This window comes from Pseudomonas sp. MWU13-2100, from assembly GCF_023242365.1.
Lineage (GTDB): Bacteria > Pseudomonadota > Gammaproteobacteria > Pseudomonadales > Pseudomonadaceae > Aquipseudomonas.
The window spans coordinates 36,290-58,181 of record NZ_JALLIX010000018.1; the positions used below are offsets into that span (position 1 = coordinate 36,290).

Annotated in this window: 22 protein-coding genes and 4 tRNA genes; 16 read left to right on the top strand and 10 right to left on the bottom strand. The window is 61.9% G+C overall.

The features are described 5' to 3' along the window. The first annotated feature begins 49 nt into the window (after positions 1 to 49). The 7 genes from M5B99_RS14615 (at position 50) to thiO (ending at position 6,900) form a co-directional block, all read left to right on the top strand. Positions 50 to 529, top strand: a complete 480-nt coding sequence (locus M5B99_RS14615) for a GspH/FimT family pseudopilin (RefSeq protein WP_248804671.1) — start codon at positions 50 to 52, stop codon at positions 527 to 529. Further along, positions 529 to 996, top strand: coding sequence for a type IV pilus modification protein PilV (gene pilV / locus M5B99_RS14620; protein ID WP_263860521.1), 468 nt, complete (start codon positions 529 to 531; stop codon positions 994 to 996). The genes M5B99_RS14615 and pilV overlap by 1 nt, the downstream gene beginning before the upstream one ends. Then, on the top strand, positions 993 to 1,703 hold the full coding sequence (locus M5B99_RS14625) for a PilW family protein (RefSeq protein ID WP_248804673.1): 711 nt from the start codon (positions 993 to 995) through the stop codon (positions 1,701 to 1,703). The genes pilV and M5B99_RS14625 overlap by 4 nt, the downstream gene beginning before the upstream one ends. A gap of 65 nt (positions 1,704 to 1,768) precedes the next feature. Next, positions 1,769 to 2,209, top strand: coding sequence for a PilX N-terminal domain-containing pilus assembly protein (locus M5B99_RS14630; RefSeq protein WP_412548734.1), 441 nt, complete (start codon positions 1,769 to 1,771; stop codon positions 2,207 to 2,209). Next, entirely contained in the window at positions 2,196 to 5,318 is a 3,123-nt protein-coding gene (locus tag M5B99_RS14635; RefSeq protein WP_248804675.1) for a pilus assembly protein, read from the top strand. The genes M5B99_RS14630 and M5B99_RS14635 overlap by 14 nt, the downstream gene beginning before the upstream one ends. A 12-nt stretch (positions 5,319 to 5,330) precedes the next feature. Then, positions 5,331 to 5,744, top strand: a complete 414-nt coding sequence (locus M5B99_RS14640) for a type IV pilin protein (RefSeq protein WP_248804676.1) — start codon at positions 5,331 to 5,333, stop codon at positions 5,742 to 5,744. A 55-nt stretch (positions 5,745 to 5,799) separates the two neighbouring features. Further along, positions 5,800 to 6,900, top strand: a complete 1,101-nt coding sequence (gene thiO, locus M5B99_RS14645; protein ID WP_248804677.1) for a glycine oxidase ThiO — start codon at positions 5,800 to 5,802, stop codon at positions 6,898 to 6,900. 38 nt (positions 6,901 to 6,938) lie between these two features. Here thiO and M5B99_RS14650 read toward each other — a convergent pair whose 3' ends face one another. The 4 genes from M5B99_RS14650 to M5B99_RS14665 form a co-directional block, all read right to left on the bottom strand. Then, positions 6,939 to 8,282, bottom strand: a complete 1,344-nt coding sequence (locus M5B99_RS14650; protein ID WP_248804678.1) for a sigma-54-dependent transcriptional regulator — start codon at positions 8,280 to 8,282, stop codon at positions 6,939 to 6,941. A 2-nt stretch (positions 8,283 to 8,284) separates the two neighbouring features. Continuing rightward, positions 8,285 to 9,874, bottom strand: a complete 1,590-nt coding sequence (locus M5B99_RS14655; protein WP_248804679.1) for a sensor histidine kinase — start codon at positions 9,872 to 9,874, stop codon at positions 8,285 to 8,287. Beyond that, positions 9,864 to 10,097, bottom strand: coding sequence for a PP0621 family protein (locus tag M5B99_RS14660; protein WP_248804680.1), 234 nt, complete (start codon positions 10,095 to 10,097; stop codon positions 9,864 to 9,866). Before M5B99_RS14660 ends, M5B99_RS14655 begins: the two co-directional genes overlap by 11 nt. A 223-nt stretch (positions 10,098 to 10,320) precedes the next feature. Further along, entirely contained in the window at positions 10,321 to 11,334 is a 1,014-nt protein-coding gene (locus M5B99_RS14665; RefSeq protein WP_248804682.1) for an outer membrane protein assembly factor BamD, read from the bottom strand. Between the two features lie 150 nt (positions 11,335 to 11,484). Here M5B99_RS14665 and rluD point away from each other — a divergent pair, with 150 nt between their 5' ends. The 7 genes from rluD to M5B99_RS14700 all read left to right on the top strand — a co-directional run bounded on the left by rluD (position 11,485) and on the right by M5B99_RS14700 (position 16,694). Continuing rightward, on the top strand, positions 11,485 to 12,447 hold the full coding sequence (rluD, locus tag M5B99_RS14670; RefSeq protein WP_248799487.1) for a 23S rRNA pseudouridine(1911/1915/1917) synthase RluD: 963 nt from the start codon (positions 11,485 to 11,487) through the stop codon (positions 12,445 to 12,447). Next, positions 12,444 to 13,169: a peptidoglycan editing factor PgeF gene (gene pgeF / locus M5B99_RS14675; protein ID WP_248804683.1), complete on the top strand. Its 726-nt coding sequence runs from the start codon at positions 12,444 to 12,446 to the stop codon at positions 13,167 to 13,169. The genes rluD and pgeF overlap by 4 nt, the downstream gene beginning before the upstream one ends. Positions 13,170 to 13,299: 130 nt before the next feature. Further along, positions 13,300 to 15,864 carry an ATP-dependent chaperone ClpB gene (gene clpB, locus M5B99_RS14680; protein ID WP_248804684.1) on the top strand — a complete coding sequence of 855 codons (2,565 nt, stop codon included), beginning with the start codon at positions 13,300 to 13,302 and terminating at the stop codon, positions 15,862 to 15,864. 417 nt (positions 15,865 to 16,281) lie between these two features. Next, a tRNA-Asn gene (locus M5B99_RS14685) sits at positions 16,282 to 16,357 on the top strand. A 9-nt stretch (positions 16,358 to 16,366) separates the two neighbouring features. After that, positions 16,367 to 16,443, top strand: a tRNA-Pro gene (locus M5B99_RS14690). Between the two features lie 5 nt (positions 16,444 to 16,448). Further along, positions 16,449 to 16,524, top strand: a tRNA-Lys gene (locus M5B99_RS14695). 93 nt (positions 16,525 to 16,617) lie between these two features. Beyond that, positions 16,618 to 16,694, top strand: a tRNA-Pro gene (locus tag M5B99_RS14700). A 154-nt stretch (positions 16,695 to 16,848) separates the two neighbouring features. Here M5B99_RS14700 and M5B99_RS14705 read toward each other — a convergent pair. The 3 genes from M5B99_RS14705 to M5B99_RS14715 form a co-directional block, all read right to left on the bottom strand. Further along, positions 16,849 to 18,147: an NAD(P)/FAD-dependent oxidoreductase gene (locus M5B99_RS14705; RefSeq protein ID WP_248798754.1), complete on the bottom strand. Its 1,299-nt coding sequence runs from the start codon at positions 18,145 to 18,147 to the stop codon at positions 16,849 to 16,851. Positions 18,148 to 18,210: 63 nt separating this feature from the next. Beyond that, on the bottom strand, positions 18,211 to 18,384 hold the full coding sequence (locus tag M5B99_RS14710) for a DUF3094 family protein (protein WP_100941192.1): 174 nt from the start codon (positions 18,382 to 18,384) through the stop codon (positions 18,211 to 18,213). 66 nt (positions 18,385 to 18,450) lie between these two features. After that, on the bottom strand, positions 18,451 to 19,080 hold the full coding sequence (locus M5B99_RS14715; protein ID WP_248804685.1) for a DUF1780 domain-containing protein: 630 nt from the start codon (positions 19,078 to 19,080) through the stop codon (positions 18,451 to 18,453). A 141-nt stretch (positions 19,081 to 19,221) separates the two neighbouring features. Here M5B99_RS14715 and M5B99_RS14720 point away from each other — a divergent pair, with 141 nt between their 5' ends. Both M5B99_RS14720 and M5B99_RS14725 read left to right on the top strand, forming a co-directional pair. Then, on the top strand, positions 19,222 to 19,908 hold the full coding sequence (locus M5B99_RS14720; RefSeq protein WP_248804686.1) for an energy-coupling factor ABC transporter permease: 687 nt from the start codon (positions 19,222 to 19,224) through the stop codon (positions 19,906 to 19,908). Between the two features lie 62 nt (positions 19,909 to 19,970). After that, a complete protein-coding gene (locus M5B99_RS14725; protein WP_191486207.1) occupies positions 19,971 to 20,186 on the top strand; it encodes a hypothetical protein in 216 nt (71 codons plus the stop codon). A gap of 11 nt (positions 20,187 to 20,197) precedes the next feature. On the opposite strand, the gene yacG is transcribed toward M5B99_RS14725, so the two are convergent. The 3 genes from yacG to M5B99_RS14740 are packed head-to-tail and all read right to left on the bottom strand — an operon-like array spanning position 20,198 to position 21,890. Next, a complete protein-coding gene (yacG, locus tag M5B99_RS14730) occupies positions 20,198 to 20,401 on the bottom strand; it encodes a DNA gyrase inhibitor YacG (protein ID WP_248798763.1) in 204 nt (67 codons plus the stop codon). After that, complete coding sequence (gene coaE / locus M5B99_RS14735; protein WP_248798765.1) at positions 20,401 to 21,021, bottom strand: dephospho-CoA kinase; 621 nt, start codon at positions 21,019 to 21,021, stop codon at positions 20,401 to 20,403. Before coaE ends, yacG begins: the two co-directional genes overlap by 1 nt. Next, positions 21,018 to 21,890 carry a prepilin peptidase gene (locus tag M5B99_RS14740; RefSeq protein WP_248804687.1) on the bottom strand — a complete coding sequence of 291 codons (873 nt, stop codon included), beginning with the start codon at positions 21,888 to 21,890 and terminating at the stop codon, positions 21,018 to 21,020. The genes coaE and M5B99_RS14740 overlap by 4 nt, the downstream gene beginning before the upstream one ends. Between the last annotated feature and the right edge of the window lie 2 nt (positions 21,891 to 21,892).

Consider the following 21,892-nt stretch of genomic DNA (forward strand, 5'->3'; position numbering starts at 1 on the left):
GTTTTGGGTTGTACCGCTAGTTATAGTCGATGGCATCGAGGGATTTCTCATGCGCCGCAGTACCCACGGTTTTACCTTGGTCGAATTGATGGTCACCCTTGCGGTCTTCGCGATCCTGGTGGCGATTGCCTTGCCGTCGTTCACCAGTTCGATCCAGGGCTCCAAGGCCGATACCGAGGCCAGCGATCTGGTTCGTGGGCTGAACTTTGCGCGCCTCGAGGCCATGAACCGTGGTGTTTCCATTCGTGTCAGGCCCACCACTAGCGGTGCGGCCTGGACCACCGATCTGGGGGTTCTGCAGGTCTCGGATGAGGGCGCCAGTCCGGCCAAATACATTCGGGTCGTGCCGGCCATGACGAGTGGGGCGACCCTGGTGGTAACCTCCGGAGTCACCACCCTCGATTTCAATAATCTGGGCGGCTTGTCCGTCCCGGGTTCCGCGGTGATTTTCACCTACACGCTGGGCACACAAAGTCGCGTGATCAATGTGTGCCTCAATGGCCGGGTTTCATTGGGCGGAGGTTGTTGATGCGACGGACGAGGAGCGCGAGGCAATCAGGGATGACCCTGGTGGAAGTACTGATTTCGGTGTTGATCCTTGCTGTCGGCCTGCTGGGGGCGGCGGCGATTCAGCTTGATGCGCTGATCTATACGGACAGCTCGAAGATGAGGAGTCAGGCCAGTTTCATTGCCTACGACATGATGGACCGTATCCGTGCCAATCCGGATGCGGACTACACCCTGGCCAGCGCTAAGGCCAGCACCGCAACGGCGGGTTCGACAGTGGCCCGGGATGCCGATTTCTATGACTTCAAGACCAACATCAATAATTTTGCCGGGGTTAACGGGGATGGGAGCATTGTTGTGAATGGCAGGGCGGTCACTATCAAAATCAACTGGAGTGATCAGCGGGCCGCCAACATGGCCAAAGACACGGCGGCCGCTAGCTTCACGCTCAGTAGCCGCGTTGCAGTCGATCCGGTAGCCGGGCCATGAGCCGTCGTAGCAGAGGTTTCGGCCTGATCGAGTTGATGATCGCCATTACTCTGGGGCTGATCGTCGTCTTGGGCATCACCCAGATATTCGTCGCGGCCAAGAGCACTTACATCAGCCAGAACAAGGCTGCCGGGATGCAGGAGGATGCGCGTTTCATCCTCAGCAAGATGGTGCAGGAAATTCGTATGGTCGGCATGTTCGGCTGCCTGGCCACCAGTGCCATCAATACCTCGGCGGCGGCGGACTTCCTGGCGATTGTGCCCACGCCGATTACCTGGAGCAGCGCCAGCAATACCCTGACGCTGGTGACCGCCGATATCGGCGGCAATGGCGGGGCACCGACCTGGACGATCGTTTCCGATTGTCGCAGTACGGCGACGGCCACCCAGGGTGCGGCCACCCCGGCCGCCGGGCAAATGGCCTTTCCCTTGCGCAAGCAGACCTATGCCTTCAGCAACAACCAGATCACCGTCGCCACCGGAGCCGGCCAGGCGGCTGGACTGGTGAGCAACGTCAGGAGCTTCACCGTCTCCTTTGGTGTCGCGATATCCGCGACCGATATCGCGGTCAGTTCCTACAGCAGTAATCCCGCAGACCCGGCAACCATCCGCAGCGTGCGTTTGCAAATGACCCTGTACGATCCCCTCGGCCAAGTCGCGGATCAGCAGTACAGCGTGGTCGCGGCTCTGCGCAACCGGCTCCAGTAGGTGGACTTTGTATGACGTATTCACCCAGAAGATACACTGCTTTACGACCCGGCTCACAGCGCGGCATGGCATTGTTGATCAGCCTGATTTTCCTGTTGCTGCTGACCCTGATCGGCATTTCCTCCATGCGCAACGCGACGATGCAGGAAAAGATGGCCGGGAGCGTGACCTTTCGCAACACCTCGTTCCAGACTGCCGAGGCGGCGCTGCGCACCGGTGAAAGCGCGGTGGAGCAAAGTACCTACGTCCTGGCGGTGTGTACCACCAACGTCACCTGTGCGCCGCCGGCGGAGTCCGCCACGGTATCGGCCGCCGGGACCAATGGCACCTCGGGGGTGACCTGGATCGCGGCCGGCAGCGGTTTCTACGGTGTGCAGAACCTCGGTACCACGATGGCGGCGGTCAACGTGCCAAGCAATACCTCGGCGACCCTGTACCGCGTGACGGCAGTGGCCATCAACGGCAATTCGCGGTCAATTGTGGAGAGTGTCTATGCCAAGTATTAAGGCCCGCGAAAGCCGTTTTTCAGCCTGGTCGCGGCGGTTTGTCGGCGCCTTGCTGGGGCTTTATCTGGCGGCGCCGGTGTATGCGTTCACGCCTTCGGACTCACCGCTGTTGAGCGCGGCGGCGGTGGCCCCGAACGTGATGCTGCTGGTGGACGACTCCGGCAGCATGGACAACCTGATCTGGGCCACGGGTTTCGATCAGACGAAGGTCCCGCAGCAGGTCTACAACTGCTATTCCTATTCCAATTGCGGCAGCCTGCAAACACTGGACATGACCAGTGACAACCAGTTTATCGGCAATCTGTATCCGGGAAGTTGCCCGTCCGGTTACAGTGGTTTCACCTTGTCGACCAGCAGAAACGCGAGTGTTTACTGCCTGAAGTTGCCGGACCCGCTGGGGGGCGGCAATACGCGGATTTCCAACAAGTATCTTTACTATCTGATCAGCCGGATGACGTCCCTGCAAAAGGATTACACCGACGGGACGATTCCCACCGATTACCGGATCAACGTTGCGCGCAGCGTGGCCTCGTCGTTGGTGACCAACAACCGCAACCTGCGTATCGGTCTGGCGACCTTCAACCCGCCGAGTTACTACGACCCGGGTCCCGGCGGCTATATCGTTCGCGCGATCAGCGATCTGTCGCCGGTCAGCGGCACAGTGACGCAGGCCCAGGCCGATACGAACTACAACAACCTGTTGTCCTCCATCTCCGGGTTGAGCTCGATTGCCAACACGCCCCTCGCCGAAACCTACTATGAAATCACCCGCTACTTCCGCGGCATGACACCGTATTACAATTCATCGCCCAGTACCTATACCAGTCCGATCCAGTATCGTTGCCAGAAAAACTACGGCGTGGTGATCACCGATGGTCTGCCGACCTACGACCGCACCTTCCCGACAAACGATCCCCAGGCGCAGGGCGGGCCTCCCTCATTGCCCAATTGGGACGGCGTCGTCGATGGCAATAACCCCAATGGCGACAATGAGGGAGACACCCTGTACCTGGACGATATCGCCAAGTTTGCCTATGACATCGATATGCGTTCGGCGGGTAACGATGCGGCCGGGAAAAGCTGGGACAGCCCCGACTTTCTCAAGCAGAACATGTTTACCTACACCGTGGGGCTGACGGCCAATAATCAGATGCTCGCCAACGCGGCCAACTATGGTCATGGCAAGTCCTACCAGGCCATCGACAAGGCCGGCTTGAGTACGGCGCTTTCGTCCGCTTTCAGCGACATCACGTCCAAGGCCGGTTCCGGTGGCGGCGGGGCGTCCAATTCGGCGAGCGCCGGAACCGCGACCAGTTATTTCCAGGGCGCCTACGACCCCAAGGACTGGCGCGGCACGATCAAGTCCTATGGCCTCAATACCAATGGCACGGTCAATCTCGCGGCGGTCAACTGGACGACCGACAGCACTATCCTTCCGGGGGCTACCCCGCCGCTGTATCAATCCTGGAATACCACCAGCAACGCAGCGATCAGCCTGGCATTCACCGGTTTTTCCACAACGCAGCAGGCCACTCTCAACCTGAACCTGCCCACGGGCATCCTCGGCACCGATCTGGTGGAGTGGAGCAAAGGCACCAACAAGACGGGTTTGAAGGTGCGTACCGTGTTGCTCGGCGATATCATCAACTCGCCGGTGGTGGTGGCGCTGCCAACCGCGCAGACCGCCTCCGATCTGGTGGGTGACAGCAGCTATACCAACTACCTGGCAACCAAGGCCACGGGGATGAACAGCAGTCTGGTGGTCAATGCCAATGACGGCTTCTTCAGTGTCATCGACGCGACCAAGGGCACCCGGCTCTATGCCTATATGCCTTCCAGCGTGCTGCCTTCGCTGCACTTCATTTCGGACCCGGCTTATGTCAGCGGCACCGGGCACAAATTTCTCAATGACGGTCAGGTGGGTGTCTACGATGCCCAGTTCAGCAACAGTGCCTGGAAGACCGTGGCCCTGGGCGGCGTCGGGGCCGGAGGCAAGGCCTTCTACGCGGTCCAGCTGTTCGATGCGTCGGCCGGCAACGTGTACAACGCCCTTTGGGAAATGCGTGCTCCGGATACGCCTAACACCGGAAACGCCTTCAATGACCTGGGGTACGCCTATGCCAAACCCGAAGTGGCGAAGCTTTCCGATGGCCGCTGGGCGGCGTTCATCGCCAATGGCTATGGCAGCAACTCCGGGGTGGCGGCTTTGTATGTCGTGGATATTCGCGACGGTTCGCTGATCAGCAAGATAGTGGTCAACACCAGTGACACCACCAACGGCCTGTCCTCGGTGAAGTTGACCGTGAACGCGCAAAACGTGGTGCAGGCCGCCTACGGTGGCGATCTCAAGGGGAATATGTGGAAATTCGACTTGAGTGCCACATCGCCCTCCGGCTGGGGCCTGGCCTTTGCCGGCAGCCCGCTGTTCACGGCGCCGGGCACCACCAACCAGCCGATTACCGCACAGCCGCTGCTGGCGGCCAACCCGGCGGGTGGCACTATGGTGTTTTTTGGTACCGGCAAGTTCAACGAGACCGCGGACAAGCTGAGCAAGGCCGTGCAAGGCTTCTATGCCGTCTGGGATGCCGGCGGTAGCACCGGGCAATTGACGGTCAGTAACTTGCAAGCCCAGTCGATTACCGGGCTGTTCACCTCCAACAACATCCAGTTCTTCACCACCAGTACCAATGCCGTGACCTATCCGACGCAAAAGGGCTGGTACCTGCCGCTGATCTACAACAACGTCGCGGCCGGCGAGCGAGTGATCTACCCGGCGCAGATCACCCTCGGTCGGATCATTTTCACCACCGCCGCGGTGGATACCACCGACCCTTGCGTCAGCTTCGGTACGGGCAAGGTGGTGGAGCTGGATGCGTTTACCGGCAAGATGCTCAGCTATCCGGTACTGGATACCAATGGCAGTGGTGTGGTCGATGCCAACGATCTGCAATCCAGCGGGTTTATTTTTTCTGTCGGTATTCCGAACCTGACGAGTATCCTCAACCAATCCACCGCCAAGATTTTCAGTGACTCCAGTGGTGGTACTACCTCCATGGCGGAAAAGGGTGGCGGTGGCAGTCGGCGAATCATGTGGCGACAAATCCAATAGGGAAGGCAGCGTATGCAAACAGTCTCGAAAGGCTTCACCTTGATCGAGCTCATGATCGTGGTCGCCATTGTCGCTATCCTGGCGGCGGTGGCTTATCCCAGCTACAGCGAGTATGTGAAGCGCACGCACCGTTCGGAGATTGCCGGGCTGTTGTCCGAGCAGACCCAGAACCTCGAGCGGTTCTACTCGAAGAACGGTACCTACTCGGGAACAGCGCCGACTGTGCCGACGGTCAGTGCCGGCAATGCCTATTACACAATTGCCGCGACCTTGAATGCCCAGGATTTCACCCTGGCGGCGACGGCGGTGGCCGGGTCGATGATGGTCGGTGACAAGTGCGGTGGTTTCACCATCACTAATACCGGCGCGCTCACCAATCCAGGGGCAACCGCGGGGTTGACGAGCAAAGATTGCTGGGGGCGCTGAGCGCCGCTTTCCAGGGCGCACCCCGCGCCGGCTTCTTTTTCTGTTGGATGACTCGATGGCAACGCAACAACACGTGGTAATCATCGGCGGCGGTGTGATTGGCCTGCTGACCGCCTTCAATCTGGCTGCCGAGGTCGGGCAGGTGACGCTGCTCGATCGCTCCGGCCTTGGCCAGGAGTCTTCCTGGGCCGGTGGCGGTATCGTTTCCCCGTTGTACCCCTGGCGTTACAGTCCGGCGGTCACGGCCCTGGCCCATTGGTCCCAGGACTTTTATCCACAGCTGGGCGAGCGCTTGTTCGCCGCCACCGGTGTCGATCCCGAGGTTCATACCACCGGCCTGTACTGGCTCGACCTGGATGACGAAGCCGAGGCCCTGGCCTGGGCCGAACGTGAACGGCGTCCCCTGAGCGCGGTGGATATCTCGGCGGTGCACGACGCGGTGCCGGTGATGGGTGACGGCTATTCCCGGGCCATCTACATGGCCGATGTCGCCAATGTGCGTAATCCGCGTCTGGTGAAGTCCCTCAAGACGGCCTTGCAGGCCTTGCCCAATGTGACGATTCGCGAACAGTGCGAAGTCGCCGGGTTTCTCCGTGACGGCGAGCGCGTGGTCGGCGTGCGCACGGCAACGGGTGAGCTGCGCGCCGATCAGGTGGTGCTCTCGGCGGGCGCCTGGAGCGGCGAGCTGTTGGGCAGCCTGGGGCTGGCGCTGCCGGTGGAGCCGGTCAAGGGCCAGATGATCCTCTACAAGTGCGCGGCGGATTTCCTCTCGAGCATGGTCCTGGCGAAAGGCCGTTATGCAATTCCCCGGCGTGACGGGCATATCCTGGTGGGCAGCACGCTGGAGCATGAAGGTTTCGACAAGACGCCGACGTTGTCGGCGCTGGAAAGCCTCAAGGCTTCGGCGGTTGAGTTGATTCCGGCGTTGGCGCAGGCCGAGGTGGTCGGGCACTGGGCGGGGTTGCGACCGGGCTCGCCCGAGGGCATTCCGTATATTGGCCGGGTGCCGGGGTTCGACGGGCTATGGCTGAATTGCGGGCATTATCGCAACGGTCTGGTGCTGGCGCCGGCGTCCTGCCAGCTGTTTGCCGATCTGTTGCTGGGGCGTGCGCCGATCATCGACCCGGCGCCTTATGCCGCCGAGGGCCGGATCTGAAACTGCTCCTACAATTGACCGTGTCAGTCAATGAGCGCTCAATCCAGCCCGAGCTTCTTGAGTCGATAGCGCATTGAACGAAACGACAGGTTCAAACGCTGGGCCGCCGCCGTGCGGTTCCAGCGGGTTTCCTCCAACGCCTGGAGAATCAGCTTGCGCTCCACGCTTTCGAGGTAGTCCTCCAGATTGTCGATCTGCGCCAGGCTCGGCTCCCCGATTTGCGCGCAGCTCCCGCCACCCTCGGCCAGGCGCAGGTCGCCGGCTTCGATCTGCTCGTTCTCACACAGGGTGTAGGCCCGCTCGAGCATGTTCTCCAATTCCCGCACGTTACCGGGAAAGCGGTAGCCCTTGAGCGTATCCAGCGCCAGTGGATGCAGACGGGCCGCCGGCATGCCGCTGCCCGAGGCCAGTCGCTTGAGGACATTGGTGGCCAGGGGTTCGATATCGTCGCGCCGTTCGCGCAAGGATGGCACCCGTAATTCAATGACATTCAAGCGATAGTAGAGGTCCTGGCGAAAGCGTTCGGCACTGACCTCGGCGTTCAGGTCCTTGTGGGTCGCGCAGAGGATCCGCACATCGACGATTTCCTCCTGCTGGCCGCCGACACTGCGCACGGCCTTTTCCTGGATGGCGCGCAGCAGCTTGACCTGCATGGCCAGCGGCAGGTCGGCGACCTCATCGAGAAACAGCGTGCCGCCATTGGCCGCCTGGAACAGCCCCGGCTTGTCCTCCACCGCGCCGGTAAAACTGCCTTTGCGATGGCCGAAAAACTCGCTTTCCATCAGTTCCGCCGGAATCGCCCCGCAGTTCACCGGCACGAATGGCCGTTCGGCGCGCGGTCCCTGTTCATGGATCAGCCGCGCCACCAGTTCCTTGCCGCTGCCCGACTCACCGCTGATATACACCGGCGCCTGGCTGCGGGCCAGTTTGTCGATCTGCTTGCGCAGGGCGCGCATGGGCAGCGAATCACCCAGCAGCCGGCTGTCGATGGATGGCTGCTTGCTGCCGCTGCTCGGCAAGCGCAGGGCGCTGGCGACCAGTTCGCGCAGGCGTGCCAGGTCCACCGGCTTGGTCAGGAAGTCGAAGGCCCCGGATTTCAGGGCGTTGATCGCGGTGTCGAGGCTGCCATAGGCGGTGATCATCGCCACCGGCAGTTGTGGATAACGTTGCTGGATATGCTGCACCAGCTCAAGGCCGGTACCGTCCGGCAGGCGCATGTCGGTCAGGCACAGGTCGAAACTTTCCTGGGCCAGCTTTTCCCGGGCTTGGGCCACGTTGCGGGCGCTACTGGTGTCGAGTTTCATCCGGCCCAGGGTTATCTCCAGGAGTTCGCGGATATCCGGCTCATCGTCGACGATCAGGATCTTCTGCCGTGGGCTCATGTTCAACTCTGTTTACGTGCGTGAGCGAAGGTGATGCGAAAGCAACTGCCGCCTTGGCGTACCGAGTAGTCTAGGCGCGCCTGGTTGCTTTCGCATAGCTCGCGGGACAGATAGAGGCCCAGGCCGGTGCCCTGGCTCTCGGTGGTGAAGAAGGGTTCGAACAGGTGTTGGCGTTGCTCGGCGGCGACGCCGGGGCCGTTATCCACGACTTCCAGGGTCGGCAGCCCGTTGTTCGGGTCCACGGACAAGGTCAGCCAGACCTGTGCCAGTTCATGCAACTGGGCACTGTAGCGCAGGCCGTTTTCCAGAAGGTTGTTCAGCACCTGGGTCAGTTGCAGCGGATCGGCGCGGGTTTGCAGGGACGCGTCGTCGATCTGCAGGTGCAGGCACTGTTTGGGGCGGGAGCGCTCGCGCCATTCGTTGACAAAGGTCTGCAGCCACTTGTTGAGGTCGAGCAATTGCGTTTGCGTCTGGCGTCGCCGGGACAGCTGGAGCACGTTCTCGATCACCAGGTTCATGCGTTTGGACTGATCCTGGATGATCTGCGTGAGACGGCGGTCCGCCTCCGGCATCTGCTCCGACTCCTGTAGCAGTTGGGCGGCATGACTGATGGCGCCCAGCGGGTTGCGGATCTCATGGGCAATCCCGGCGGTCAGGCGCCCGAGGGCGGCGAGCTTGAGCTGCTGTGCCTGCTGGGCGATCTGCGACAGGTCTTCGAGGAACACCAATGTCTGGGTGTGTTCGCCGCGTTTCAGGGCGATGAAGCTGGGTTGCAGGATGGGGCCGGCGCCGAGGATTTTCAGGCTGCGCGGGCGCAGGCTCGGGTTGCTTTGCCAGACCAGCAGGCGCTCGACCAGTTCCACGGAGTAAGCGTCGATCACATGACCGCTCAGGTCCTGCTCGCCCATCAGCGTCAGCGCCCCCTGGTTGGCCAACTGCACCCGATGCTGCTCGTCGAGCACCAGGATACCGGTGCGCATGCGTTGCAGGATCAAGGCGTTGAGCTCTTCCAGGTTGGTGACGTCGCTGGCGCGTTGTTCGGCAAGGTTTTCGCTCACCGCCAACAGGCGGGTCAGGCCCTGCACCAGTACCGCGGCGGCGAAGCACAAGATGCCCAGCAAGCCGGCCTGCACGTAATAGCTGGCGGCGGCCGGTCGGCTGAAGCTCAGGTAAAAGGTCAGGTAGATGATGCCGATGGCCGAGACGGCGGCGATCAGAAAGCCGATACGGCCGCGCAGCAGCACGTTGCTGATGGCCACGGAGGCGATCAGCAGGTTGCCGAGACCGCTCGGTGCGCCGCCGGCGGCATAGAACAGGCCGGACAGCATCACCGCATCCGCCAACGCCAGCATGAAGACCTGGCCCTGGCGCCTGGGGTTTTCCAGCAGGGCCACCACCAGGATATTCAGGATCAGGTAGATCCAGCTGCCGGTGCGAAACAGTTCGCCGTCGGCCAGCGCCAGCAACTTGTCGTCCATCTTGCTGGAGATCAGCAACACCAGGGCGATGCCGATACTCAGGCGGTAGAGGTGATAAAGCCGGAGCAGGCGCTGGGCCTGGGCGCCGCCGAGACTGAAGGTCTCAGCGCTCACGAGGACCGGGGCCTTGCTCGAGGTGGGCCTGGCTGCAATACCAGGCCTGTTCCACGTTCAGGGCACGGTCACGGGGCAGGTGCACGCCGCAATGGGCGCAGCGGACCATGGGCGCGGCTTCCAGCGTGTCGTTCGGGCGGGTGGTGGCGGTGGGCCGATTGAATTTGCGCCAGAACCACACGGCGGCCGCAATCAGTGCAATCCAGAACAGTAGGCGAACCATGGCAACCCGCTTATTGGCAAATGATCCGGCAGTTTAGCCAAGGACATGCCGGGCGCACAGCGCATTTGATGGGGGGCGTCAGGAAGGCAAAAAAAAGAGCCTCGAAAGGCTCTTTTCTGATGCTTGTCGCCGGTCATGTGGGAGCGGAGCTTGCCCGCGAAGCTTTGGCTTCAAGGGGCGCTGCGGCGATCCGACAAGCTCCATAGAGAGCGTGTTCGTGGACTCAGTCGAACAGGCCGAAGGTCATGTAGCTGAACCAGGAGCGGTTGCTGTTGTTGCCTTCGGCCTGGTGCTGCTCTTCCTGGGCGGCATCGCCTTCAGGCTTCAGGTCGGACGGAATCGAATCCTTGGCGTCCTGGAACTGCTTGACCACGTCCTGGTTGGCGCGGGTTTCGCCCGGCGGCAGCGGTGGACGGGATTCGATCAGGCCCAGGGTGACCTTGCTCATCCACGAACGGTTGTCGCTCTCGGCCACCCGTGGCACGAATTGACCGTCCACCAGCGATGGATGGGTCGGGTAGTTGGTTTTCAGCACTTCGAGGCTCGAAGCCGCCAGTTCGTCCAGGTGCAGACGCTGGTAGGACTCGACCATCACCGCCAGGCCGTCACCGACCGAAGGGGTTTCCTGGAAGTTTTCCACCACGTAGCGCCCGCGGTTGGCGGCGGCGACATAAGCCTGACGGGTCAGGTAGTAGTCGGCCACGTGGATCTCGTAGGCCGCCAGCAGGTTGCGCAGGTAGATCATGCGCTGCTTGGCGTCCGGCGCGTAGCGGCTGTTCGGGTAGCGGCTGGTGAGCTGGGCGAACTCGTTGTAGGAGTCGCGGGCCGCGCCCGGGTCACGCTTGGTCATGTCCAGCGGCAGGAAGCGCGCCAGCAGGCCGACGTCCTGGTCGAACGAGGTCAGGCCCTTGAGGTAGTAGGCGTAGTCCACGTTCGGATGCTGCGGGTGCAGGCGAATGAAACGCTCGGCGGCCGACTTGGCAGCCTCCGGTTCGCCATTCTTGTAGTTGGCGTAGATCAGTTCGAGCTGGGCCTGGTCGGCGTAGCGACCGAACGGATAACGCGACTCCAGAGCCTTGAGCTTGGCGGTGGCGCTGGTATAGCTGTGGTTGTCCAGGTCGGCCTGCGCCTGCTGGTACAGCTCGACTTCGCTCAAGTTTTCGTCGACGACTTCCTTCGACGAGCAAGCAGCAGTCAGTGCGAGGATGGCGATCAGCAGCAGGTGTCTCACTTGCATGGCGGCTTGCGTCCCTATGACGGCCGCTGTCTTGGGCGGGGCCGTCCTGTTATGATGAGTGCCCCGTTGATAGCCTCGGGGCAAAAGACGCCGTATTTAACCACAAGCGCGCAGCCGAAACCAAAGGCTGTGCCGACGCCTAGTCCGAGCATGTCCGATAAAATTGAACTTCGCGCAGAGGTGCCGTCCGAACTGGGCGGCCAACGCCTCGATCAAGTCGCCGCCCAACTCTTCGCTGAGCACTCACGCTCGCGCCTTTCCGCCTGGATCAAGGACGGCCGCCTGACTGTGGATGGCGCGGTTATCCGCCCGCGCGACATTGTCCACGGTGGCGCTGTTCTTGAACTGACTGCCGAGCAGGAAGCTCAGGGTGAGTGGATCGCCCAAGACATCGAACTCGATATCGTCTATGAAGATGACGACATCCTGGTGATCAACAAGCCCGCGGGCCTGGTGGTCCATCCGGCCGCCGGTCATGCCGACGGCACCCTGCTCAACGCCTTGTTGCACCACGTGCCGGACATTATCAATGTGCCGCGCGCGGGCATCGTGCACCGCCTGGACAAGGACACCACCGGTCTGATGGTGGTGGCCAAGACCATCCAGGCCCAGACGCAGCTGGTCACGCAATTGCAGAGCCGCAGCGTCAGCCGGATCTACGAGTGCATCGTGATCGGCGTGGTCACTGCCGGCGGCAAGATCAACGCGCCCATCGGTCGTCACGGCCAGCAACGCCAGCGCATGGCGGTAATGGAAGGCGGCAAGCAGGCGGTGAGTCACTATCGCGTGCTGGAGCGCTTCCGTTCCCATACCCATGTGCGGGTCAAGTTGGAAACCGGTCGTACCCACCAGATTCGCGTACACATGGCTCACATCAACTTCCCGTTGGTCGGCGATCCGGCCTACGGCGGTCGCTTCCGTATTCCGCCGGCGGCCAGCGTGACCATGGTCGAATCGCTGAAAAACTTCCCGCGCCAGGCCCTGCATGCGCGTTTCCTCGAGTTGGATCATCCGACCAGCGGTAAGCGCATGAGCTGGGAATCGCCACTGCCGGACGATTTCGTCTGGTTGCTGACGCTGCTCAAGCAGGACCGCGAGGCGTTCGTCGGGTGAGTGATTTCCTGATCCCAGACTGGCCCGCGCCGGATCGGGTCAGGGCCTGCGTGACCACGCGGGCGGGCGGCGTCAGCCTGGCGCCGTTCGACAGTCTCAACCTCGGCGATCATGTCGACGACGATCCGCTCGCCGTCACGGAAAATCGCCGTCGCCTCACCGCTACCTTCGCCATTCAGCCCGCCTGGCTACGCCAGGTGCACGGTGTCGGGGTGGTCGAGGCCGATCCGACGCTGAGCGCCGAAGCCGACGCTAGCTGGACGAGCACGCCGGGCATCGCCTGTACCTCGATGACCGCCGATTGCCTGCCGGTGTTGTTTTGCGACCGTGCCGGCCGCCGTGTGGCCGCCGCCCATGCCGGTTGGCGCGGGTTGGCCGCAGGGGTGCTGGAAGCCACGGTCGAGCGGTTGGATGTGCCGGCCTCGCAAATTCTCGTCTGGCTCGGCCCGGCCATCGGTCCCGGGGCCTTCGAAGTGGGCGCGGAAGTGCGCGAAGCCTTTCTCGCTACGCATCCTGAAACAATCGAAGCCTTCGTCCCCAGCGTCAATGCCGGGCGCTTCATGGCCGACATTTATACCCTGGCGCGCTTGCGCCTGGCGGCATGCGGAGTCACCGCCGTGCATGGCGGCGGGCTGTGTACGGTCAGCGACCCGCGCTTTTTCTCCTACCGGCGCAGTCCGCGTACCGGTCGCTTCGCCTCCCTGATCTGGCTGCAAGACTAGACTCTTCTGATCTTGGTCAAGCTTGTGACGCTTGAATCTCTCAGAATAGGCCGCATCTACTGGGGCATCTGGCAGGTTTCTTTATTCAGGTGCGTCCTTTGCTCCGGCCTGCTCCAAAGGAAGGTGACTCATGCGTATAGATCGTTTAACCAGCAAATTGCAGTTGGCGTTGTCAGACGCCCAATCCCTGGCGGTCGGCCACGATCATCCGGCCATCGAACCCGCGCATTTGATGCAGGCGCTGCTGGAGCAGCAGGGCGGCTCGATCAAGCCTCTGCTGTTGCAGGTCGGCTTTGACATCAACAGCCTGCGCAAGGAATTGAGCAAAGAGCTCGACCGCTTGCCGAAAATCCAGAATCCCACCGGCGACGTGAACATGTCCCAGGATCTGGCGCGCCTGCTCAACCAGGCCGACCGCCTGGCCCAGCAGAAGGGCGACCAGTTCATCTCCAGCGAACTGGTGCTGCTCGCCGCCATGGACGAGAACAGCAAGCTGGGCAAGTTGCTGCTCGGCCAGGGCGTGAGCAAGAAGGCCCTGGAGAATGCCATCAACAACCTGCGCGGCGGCGAGGCGGTCAATGACCCCAACGCCGAGGGCGCGCGCCAGGCCCTGGACAAGTACACCGTCGACCTGACCAAGCGTGCCGAAGAGGGCAAGCTCGACCCGGTGATCGGCCGTGACGACGAGATCCGTCGCACCATCCAGGTACTGCAACGGCGGACCAAGAACAACCCGGTGCTGATCGGCGAGCCCGGCGTGGGCAAGACCGCCATTGCCGAAGGCCTGGCCCAGCGCATCATCAATGGCGAGGTGCCGGATGGCCTGAAGGGCAAGCGCCTGCTGTCCCTGGACATGGGCGCGCTGATTGCCGGCGCCAAATACCGCGGCGAGTTCGAAGAGCGCCTGAAGTCGCTGCTCAACGAGCTGTCGAAGCAGGAAGGGCAGATCATTCTGTTTATCGACGAACTGCATACCATGGTCGGCGCCGGCAAGGGCGAGGGCTCGATGGATGCGGGCAACATGCTCAAGCCGGCCTTGGCCCGTGGCGAGCTGCATTGTGTCGGGGCGACCACGCTCAATGAATATCGCCAATATATAGAGAAGGACGCGGCTCTCGAGCGGCGCTTCCAGAAGGTGCTGGTGGATGAACCGAGCGAAGAGGACACCATTGCCATCCTTCGCGGCCTGAAAGAACGTTACGAAGTGCACCACAAGGTGGCGATCACCGACGGTGCGATTATCGCGGCGGCCAAGCTCAGTCATCGCTATATCACCGACCGCCAGTTGCCGGACAAGGCCATCGACCTGATCGACGAGGCCGCCAGCCGTATCCGCATGGAGATCGACTCCAAGCCGGAGGTGCTGGACCGTCTGGAGCGGCGTCTGATCCAGCTCAAGGTCGAATCCCAGGCCTTGAAGAAAGAAGACGACGAGGCGGCAAAAAAACGCCTGGAAAAACTCCAGGAAGAAATTGTCCGCCTGGAGCGCGAGTACGCCGACCTGGAAGAGGTCTGGACCTCGGAAAAGGCCGAAGTGCAGGGTTCGGCGCAGATCCAGCAGAAAATCGAACAGTCGCGCCAGGAGTTGGAGACGGCGCGCCGCAAGGGTGATCTCAACCGCATGGCTGAACTGCAATATGGTGTGATTCCGGACCTGGAACGCAGCCTGCAGATGGTCGACCAGCACGGCAAGAGCGAGAACCAGTTGCTGCGCAGCAAGGTCACCGAAGAGGAAATCGCCGAAGTCGTGTCGAAGTGGACCGGGATTCCGGTGTCCAAGATGCTCGAAGGCGAGCGCGACAAGCTGTTGAAAATGGAAAGCCTGCTGCACCAGCGCGTGATCGGCCAGAACGAGGCGGTGGTGGCGGTGGCCAATGCGGTGCGGCGTTCCCGGGCCGGCTTGTCCGACCCGAATCGTCCGAGCGGCTCCTTCATGTTCCTCGGCCCGACCGGCGTGGGCAAGACCGAGCTGTGCAAGGCGCTGGCCGAGTTCCTTTTCGATACCGAAGAGGCCATGGTGCGCATCGATATGTCGGAGTTCATGGAGAAACATTCCGTGGCGCGTCTGATCGGGGCGCCACCAGGCTATGTAGGCTATGAGGAAGGCGGTTACCTGACCGAGGCCGTGCGGCGCAAGCCTTACTCGGTGATCCTCCTGGACGAGGTCGAGAAGGCCCACCCGGACGTGTTCAACATCTTGCTGCAAGTGCTGGAAGACGGTCGCCTGACCGATAGCCACGGGCGTACCGTGGATTTCCGCAACACGGTGATCGTGATGACCTCCAACCTGGGCTCGGCGCAGATCCAGGAGCTGGTAGGGGATCGCGAGGCGCAGCGGGCTGCGGTGATGGATGCGGTGAGTACGCATTTCCGGCCGGAGTTCGTCAACCGGATCGACGAGGTGGTGATTTTCGAGCCCTTGGCGCGAGATCAGATCGCCGGCATTACCGAGATCCAGTTGGGTCGCCTGCGCAGTCGTCTGGCGGAGCGCGAGCTGAAGCTGGAGCTGAGCGGCGAGGCCTTGGACAAGCTGATCGCAGTGGGTTACGACCCGGTCTATGGCGCGCGGCCGCTCAAGCGCGCGATCCAGCGCTGGATCGAGAACCCGTTGGCGCAACTGATCCTGTCGGGGCAGTTCCTGCCGGGAACCAGCGTGAAGGCCACGGTGGTCAACGACGAGATCGTGTTTGCCTGAGTCCCTGGGGATGTACTCGATCCCCTTGTAGGACCGGCTTGCTGGCGATGAACGCAGGCGCGGCGCGGTGATCCGGATTCTCCGCGTTATCGTTGACGTCCATCGCCAGCAAGCCGGCTCCCGCAAAGGGGTATTGCAATTTCTGAGGGCTTTTTTTCGAAAGGGCGTTGAACTCAGGGGCAAAGGCTTGTAAAGTGCGCCCCGCAGTACGTCACCCCTCGGATTTCTCCCACAAGGGAAATTCGGAAAAAAGATTGCAAATCATTGTCTTGAAAGCAATTTAGGGGGTTGACAGAGGTTTCCAGAGTTGTAGAATAGCGCGCCTCAGACAAGCGAACGCAGCGATGCAAAAGCCTGGTTGAGGAAGCTTTCAGCGATGGAAGTCTGCGGTAAAGGTTGTAACTTGAAATATGTAGTTCCGTGATAGCTCAGTCGGTAGAGCAAATGACTGTTAATCATTGGGTCCCAGGTTCGAGTCCTGGTCACGGAGCCAATTTCAAATCGGGGTATAGCGCAGTCCGGTAGCGCGCCTGCTTTGGGAGCAGGATGTCAGGAGTTCGAATCCCCTTACCCCGACCATTTTTGGGTCGTTAGCTCAGTTGGTAGAGCAGTTGGCTTTTAACCAATTGGTCGTAGGTTCGAATCCCACACGACCCACCATTTTTGATACCAGTTCGCTGGGATTGAATCTTAAGATCAGAGGCCAAAAGCGCTGATCGCAGAAGGCGCCTTTAACGGGTGCCTTTTTTTTACCGGGGTATAGCGCAGTCCGGTAGCGCGCCTGCTTTGGGAGCAGGATGTCAGGAGTTCGAATCCCCTTACCCCGACCATCTTCAGAAAAAAAGCACCCGCAAGGGTGCTTTTTTTTGCCTGTATTTTACTCGGTGTTCTTGATGGGCTCGGACGCTGGTCTTGTAGGCGCCTGGCTTGCCAGCGAAGCTTTTGGCGGCCGCAAGGACGACTGCTTCGCTGGCAAGCCCGCTATCAGTGCAATTTCAAGCGTGGATCCGTCCCGCGTCCGATCCGGCTGCCCAGCATCAGCATCAGGGTGCGGAAGGTGCCATACAGCGCCATCTGGTGCATCCGGTACAACGATATATAGAACATCCGCGCCAGCCAGCCTTCCAGCATCACGCTGCCGGTCAGGTTACCCATCAGGTTGCCGACGGCGGAAAAACGCGACAGTGAAATCAGCGAGCCGTAGTCGGTATAGCGATACTCGGGCAAGGTCTTGCCTTCGATACGCAGTTTCAGCGACTTGGCCAGCAATGACGCCTGTTGATGGGCGGCCTGCGCCCGTGGCGGCACATTGCGGTCACTCCCCGGCTGCGGGCAGGCCGCGCAATCGCCGAAGGCAAAGATATTTTCGTCGCGGGTGGTCTGCAGCGTCGGCAAGACCTGGAGCTGATTGATCCGGTTGGTTTCCAGGCCGTCGATGTCCTTGAGGAAACCCGGTGCGCGAATCCCCGCGGCCCAGACCTTGAGGCTCGCGGCAATCACCTGGCCGTCGGCGGTCACCAGGTTGTCCGCGGTCACTTCACTGACGGCTGCATTGGTCATGACCCGCACCCCGAGTTTTTCCAGGGTCTTGTGCACCGGCCCGCCGATGCGCTCCGGCAAGGCCGGCAACACCCGGGGGCCGGCCTCGATCAGGGTGATGTGCATGTTTTCCGGCTTGATCCGATCCAGGCCATAGGCCGCCAGCTCGTGGGCGGCGTTATGCAGCTCGGCCGCCAGTTCCACGCCGGTGGCGCCGGCGCCGACAATCGCCACGCTGATCTGCTCCACCGCATCGGTTTGCCCGGCATGGGCGCGCAGGTAATGGTTGAGCAATTGCTGGTGGAAACGCTCGGCCTGTTTGCGGGTGTCGAGGAACAGGCAGTGCTGCGCCGCGCCCTCGGTGCCGAAATCGTTGGTGGTGCTGCCGACCGCGATCACCAGGTAGTCGTAGCCCAGTTCACGGGCAGGCAGCAACTCCACGCCGTTTTCGTCGTAGGTAGCCGCCAGCTGGATTTTTTTCTGCTCACGGTCGAGCCCGCTCATGCGCCCCAGCTGGAACTCGAAGTGGTTCCATTTTGCCTGGGCGACATAGTTGAGTTCGTCGGACGAAGAATTCAGCGAGCCGGCCGCCACTTCATGCAGCAGGGGTTTCCAGATGTGGGTCAGGTTCGCGTCGACCAGCATGACGCTGGCGATGCCGCGTTTGCCCAGGGTCTTACCCAGGCGGGTCGCCAGTTCCAGGCCGCCGGCGCCGCCGCCGACGATCACGATACGATGGTTCATGGGGATATCTCGCAAGGCTAAAGGAAATCTGTGCCTGCGTTATCCGGGCGAGCGCGAGGCAGCTCATAGCACCAGGTAACTCAGGAAGCGGCTCAACAGGCCCAGGCCGATGACCACGGCGAGCACCACCACCAGGAGCATCCACGGCCGAAATGGCCGGCGCTCGACTTGGTGCTGGGGGAGCTGCAGATACTGATCGACATGCTGCTGGTCGTCGGGGTTCAGGCGGCTGGTCATGGGAGCCTCGTCAGGTAGACGTCACTAAGGTGCTTTGTATCACTGGTGCAGTGATTACGCCATGGCTTACAAACTGATGCCGACGTCGAAAACGATGCTGCGCCCCAGGTTGCCGCGCAGGAAGTCCGGCGCGTCGGGGTGGGCGAACAGCACCCGGGCGAAGGTCGGCCCCACCAGCGACAGCGAGCGCCAGCCCTGGCGCAGGTATTCGGTCGGCGGCGGGAAGTGGCTGTTGAGATCGAGTACTTCGCGCTTGAGGCTGGCGAAGGCGATGATGTCCAGCTCGCCCAGGTCCAGTCCGCGCTCCTTGTAGTTATGGGCCTTTTTGCGCAGGGTCGGGGCCAGCCGCTGCAGTAGCTCGGAGGCGGGAATGCGCCTGGGCTTGGCCTCGCGGCGTACCAGTTGGCTGAGGGAAAAGGCACTGCGTCGGCGCTGCAACTCTTCGCGCCACTCATCATTGAGCCGCCGGCCTTCGTCGAGGACAAAAAACACCTCGAAGCAGGCGTCGCGAAACAGCACGTCAGGCGGTTCCTGTCCGGCGGGGTGGAAGTCTTCGGCGCGATAGGCAATGTTCAGCCCTTGCAACAGGCGCTGGCAGACCCAACGCTCACGCTCCCATTTGCGGGCATTGGAAAGAAAGGTGTTGGCTTGCTCCGCCTGAATGGTCAGCAAGCGTAAAAAATCCGAGTCGTCCATGGCCCAAGCTTAGCGTTGAAACTGTAAGGTCTGGAAGTCTGGCGAAATTTTTGTCGACGGGGTGTGTTGTAGCGGGCGGTGTAGACTTCAGGGCTCAAGCCGACAAGTGTGATCGGGGCTGCGGAGGAGGGAGATGATTTTATGATCGGCGCGCAACTGTTGTCGCCGGCCAGCCTGGTGATCGGTTGGCTGATCTATCTGCCGGTGGTGCTCTGGGCGATCTGGCGTTCACCCTGGGTCGAACTGTTCACCGACAGTCGCCGCCAGCACTTGCTGTTCGGCACGGTGTTCGCCCTGTTCCTGCTCTGGCTGGTGCGACGCGATTTCGACACCGGGGTGTCCTATCACTTTATCGGGTTGACCGCGGTGACCCTGCTGCTGGACTGGCCGCTGGCGATTGTCGGCGCGCTGGTGGCGCAACTCGGCCTGGTGTTGCTGGGGCGTCAGGACCTGGCGGCGCTCGGCGTCAATGGCAGCTTGCTGATCCTGCTGCCGGTACTGGTGACGGAGGTCTGCGCCATCCTGGTGGAGCGGGCGCAGCCGCGTAATCCCTTTGTGTATATCTTCTGCTCGGGCTTTTTTGCCGCCGCCCTGGCGGCCTTGCTCTGCCTGTTGGCGAGCCTGGGGGTGTTGTGGTTCGACGGGCGTTTCGCCTTGCCGGAGTGGCTGGGTGATTTTGTCGGTTACCTGTGGCTGATCATTTTTCCCGAGGCTTTTATCAACGGTATGTTGGTCAGCGCGCTGGTGGTGTTTTGCCCCGAATGGTTGGAGACCTTCAACCGCACCCGTTACCTGTCGGCGCCATGGAAGGACGATGGGCCGCGTTGATCTGCATCAATTACAGCGGCCGGCCCGGCGACCATGCTGCGGAAAAAACCGGGAGCAAGGTCATGAGTGTGTACGAATGGGCGCGTCAGCAGGTACAGGCCAGTCTGGAAGATGCGCAAGTGGAGGGGTTCGAGCCGGGGCTGGGCTTGCGCGCCTTGCTCAGCGCGGTGGTGCAGCAGAGCAAGGCAGTGCGCAGTGCCGAGGATCTGGCTGACGAGCTGCAATTTCTCGCCGAGAACCTCGATGACGACCAGGACTACGCCTTTATGCGGCCCTGATCGCCTGGCGATCAATGGGCGCGGGGCGGCAGATCGTCGGAGAACAGATCGTCCTCGGCGTCGGGGCTGACCGGAATCTTGTGTTCCTCCGCGGCCCAGGCGCCGAGGTCGATCAGTTTGCAGCGGTCGGAGCAGAACGGCCGATAGGTGTTGGCGGTGGTCCATTCCACGGGGGCGCCGCAGGTCGGGCATTCAACGGTCAAGGGTTGGCTCATCAGTGGCCTCCACGCAAAGTCAGATAAAAGTGATGCAGACGCTCGACCTCGCTGTGCAGCCAGGCCAGGTCGCGGTCGTTGACCAGCACATCGTCGGCATGGCGCAGGCGCTCTTCGCGGCTGGCCTGGGCCTTGAGGATGGCCTGCACCTGTTGTTCGCTGGTCTGGTCGCGTTGCCGGGTGCGCTGGATCTGTAACGCCTGCGGGGCGTCGATCACCAGCACGCGCTGGGTGTTCTTGTATTGTCCCGATTCGATCAGCAGCGGCGAGACCAGGATCGCATAGGGCGATTGTGCCCGGGCCAGGTGGCTGGCGATCTCCTCGCCGATCAGCGGATGCAGCAGGGCTTCGAGCCAGCGGCGTTGTTCCGGCGCTTCGAAGATCAGCGTGCGCAGGGCGGCGCGGTCCAGTTGGCCGTCGGCTTGCAATACGCCGGGGCCGAAGTGTTCGACGATTTTTTCCAGCGCCGGACGGCCGGGTTCCACCACCCAGCGGGCGGCGTGATCGGCGTCCACGGTGTGGATGCCGAGGTCGCTGAAGTGTTGGGCTGCGGCGCTCTTGCCGCTACCGATGCCGCCGGTAAGGCCGAGAATCCAGGGTGTTGAAACGGCTGTGCTCATTTGAAACCGGCAAACTGCAGATAGGAAGCGGTTATTTGACCACCCCAGAGCAAGGCAATCCAGCCGGCAATTGCCAGATAGGGACCAAAGGGGATCGGGGTCGAGGTCTGGGCGTTGCGCAGGCGCAGCAGAATCAGGCCGAGTACGGCGCCGACCAGGGAGGAAAGCAGGATGGTCAACGGCAGGATCTGCCAGCCGCCCCAGGCGCCGAGCATCGCCAGCAGCTTGAAGTCGCCATGGCCCATGCCTTCCTTGCCGGTGAACAGCTTGAACAGCCAGTAGACCGACCAGAGGCTCAGGTAACCGGCCACGGCGCCCCACAGGGCGTCGTCAAGGCTGGTGAAGAGGCCGAAGTGGTTGGCGATCAGGCCGAGCCAGAGCAGTGGCAGGACCAGGGCGTCAGGCAGCAACTGGTGATCGGCGTCGATCAGGCTCATCGCCAACAGGCCCCAGGTCAGCAGCAGCATCAGCCCGGCGGGCCAGCCGAAGCCGAAGTGCCAGGCGACAAAGGCCGAGAGCAGGCCGCAGGCCATTTCGGTGAGCGGGTAGCGTTTGCTGATGGGGGCCTTGCATTGGGAACACTGGCCGCGCAGGAGCAGGTAGCTGACGAGTGGCAGGTTTTCCCAGGCGCGGATCTGGTGGTTGCAGTGCGGGCAATGGGAGTGGGGTAGGAGCAGGTTGTAGATCGGGCCGGGCGCGGGTTGCGGGAGGCCAAGGACTTCGTGGGCCTGGTTGCGCCAGTCGCGTTCGAGCATTTTCGGCAGGCGCCAGACCACGACGTTGAGAAAGCTGCCGACGATCAGGCCGAGGAGCAGGGCGAAAAAAACGAAGGCCAGCGGGTGGCTGGCCAGGAAGTCGGGTAGGGGCATCG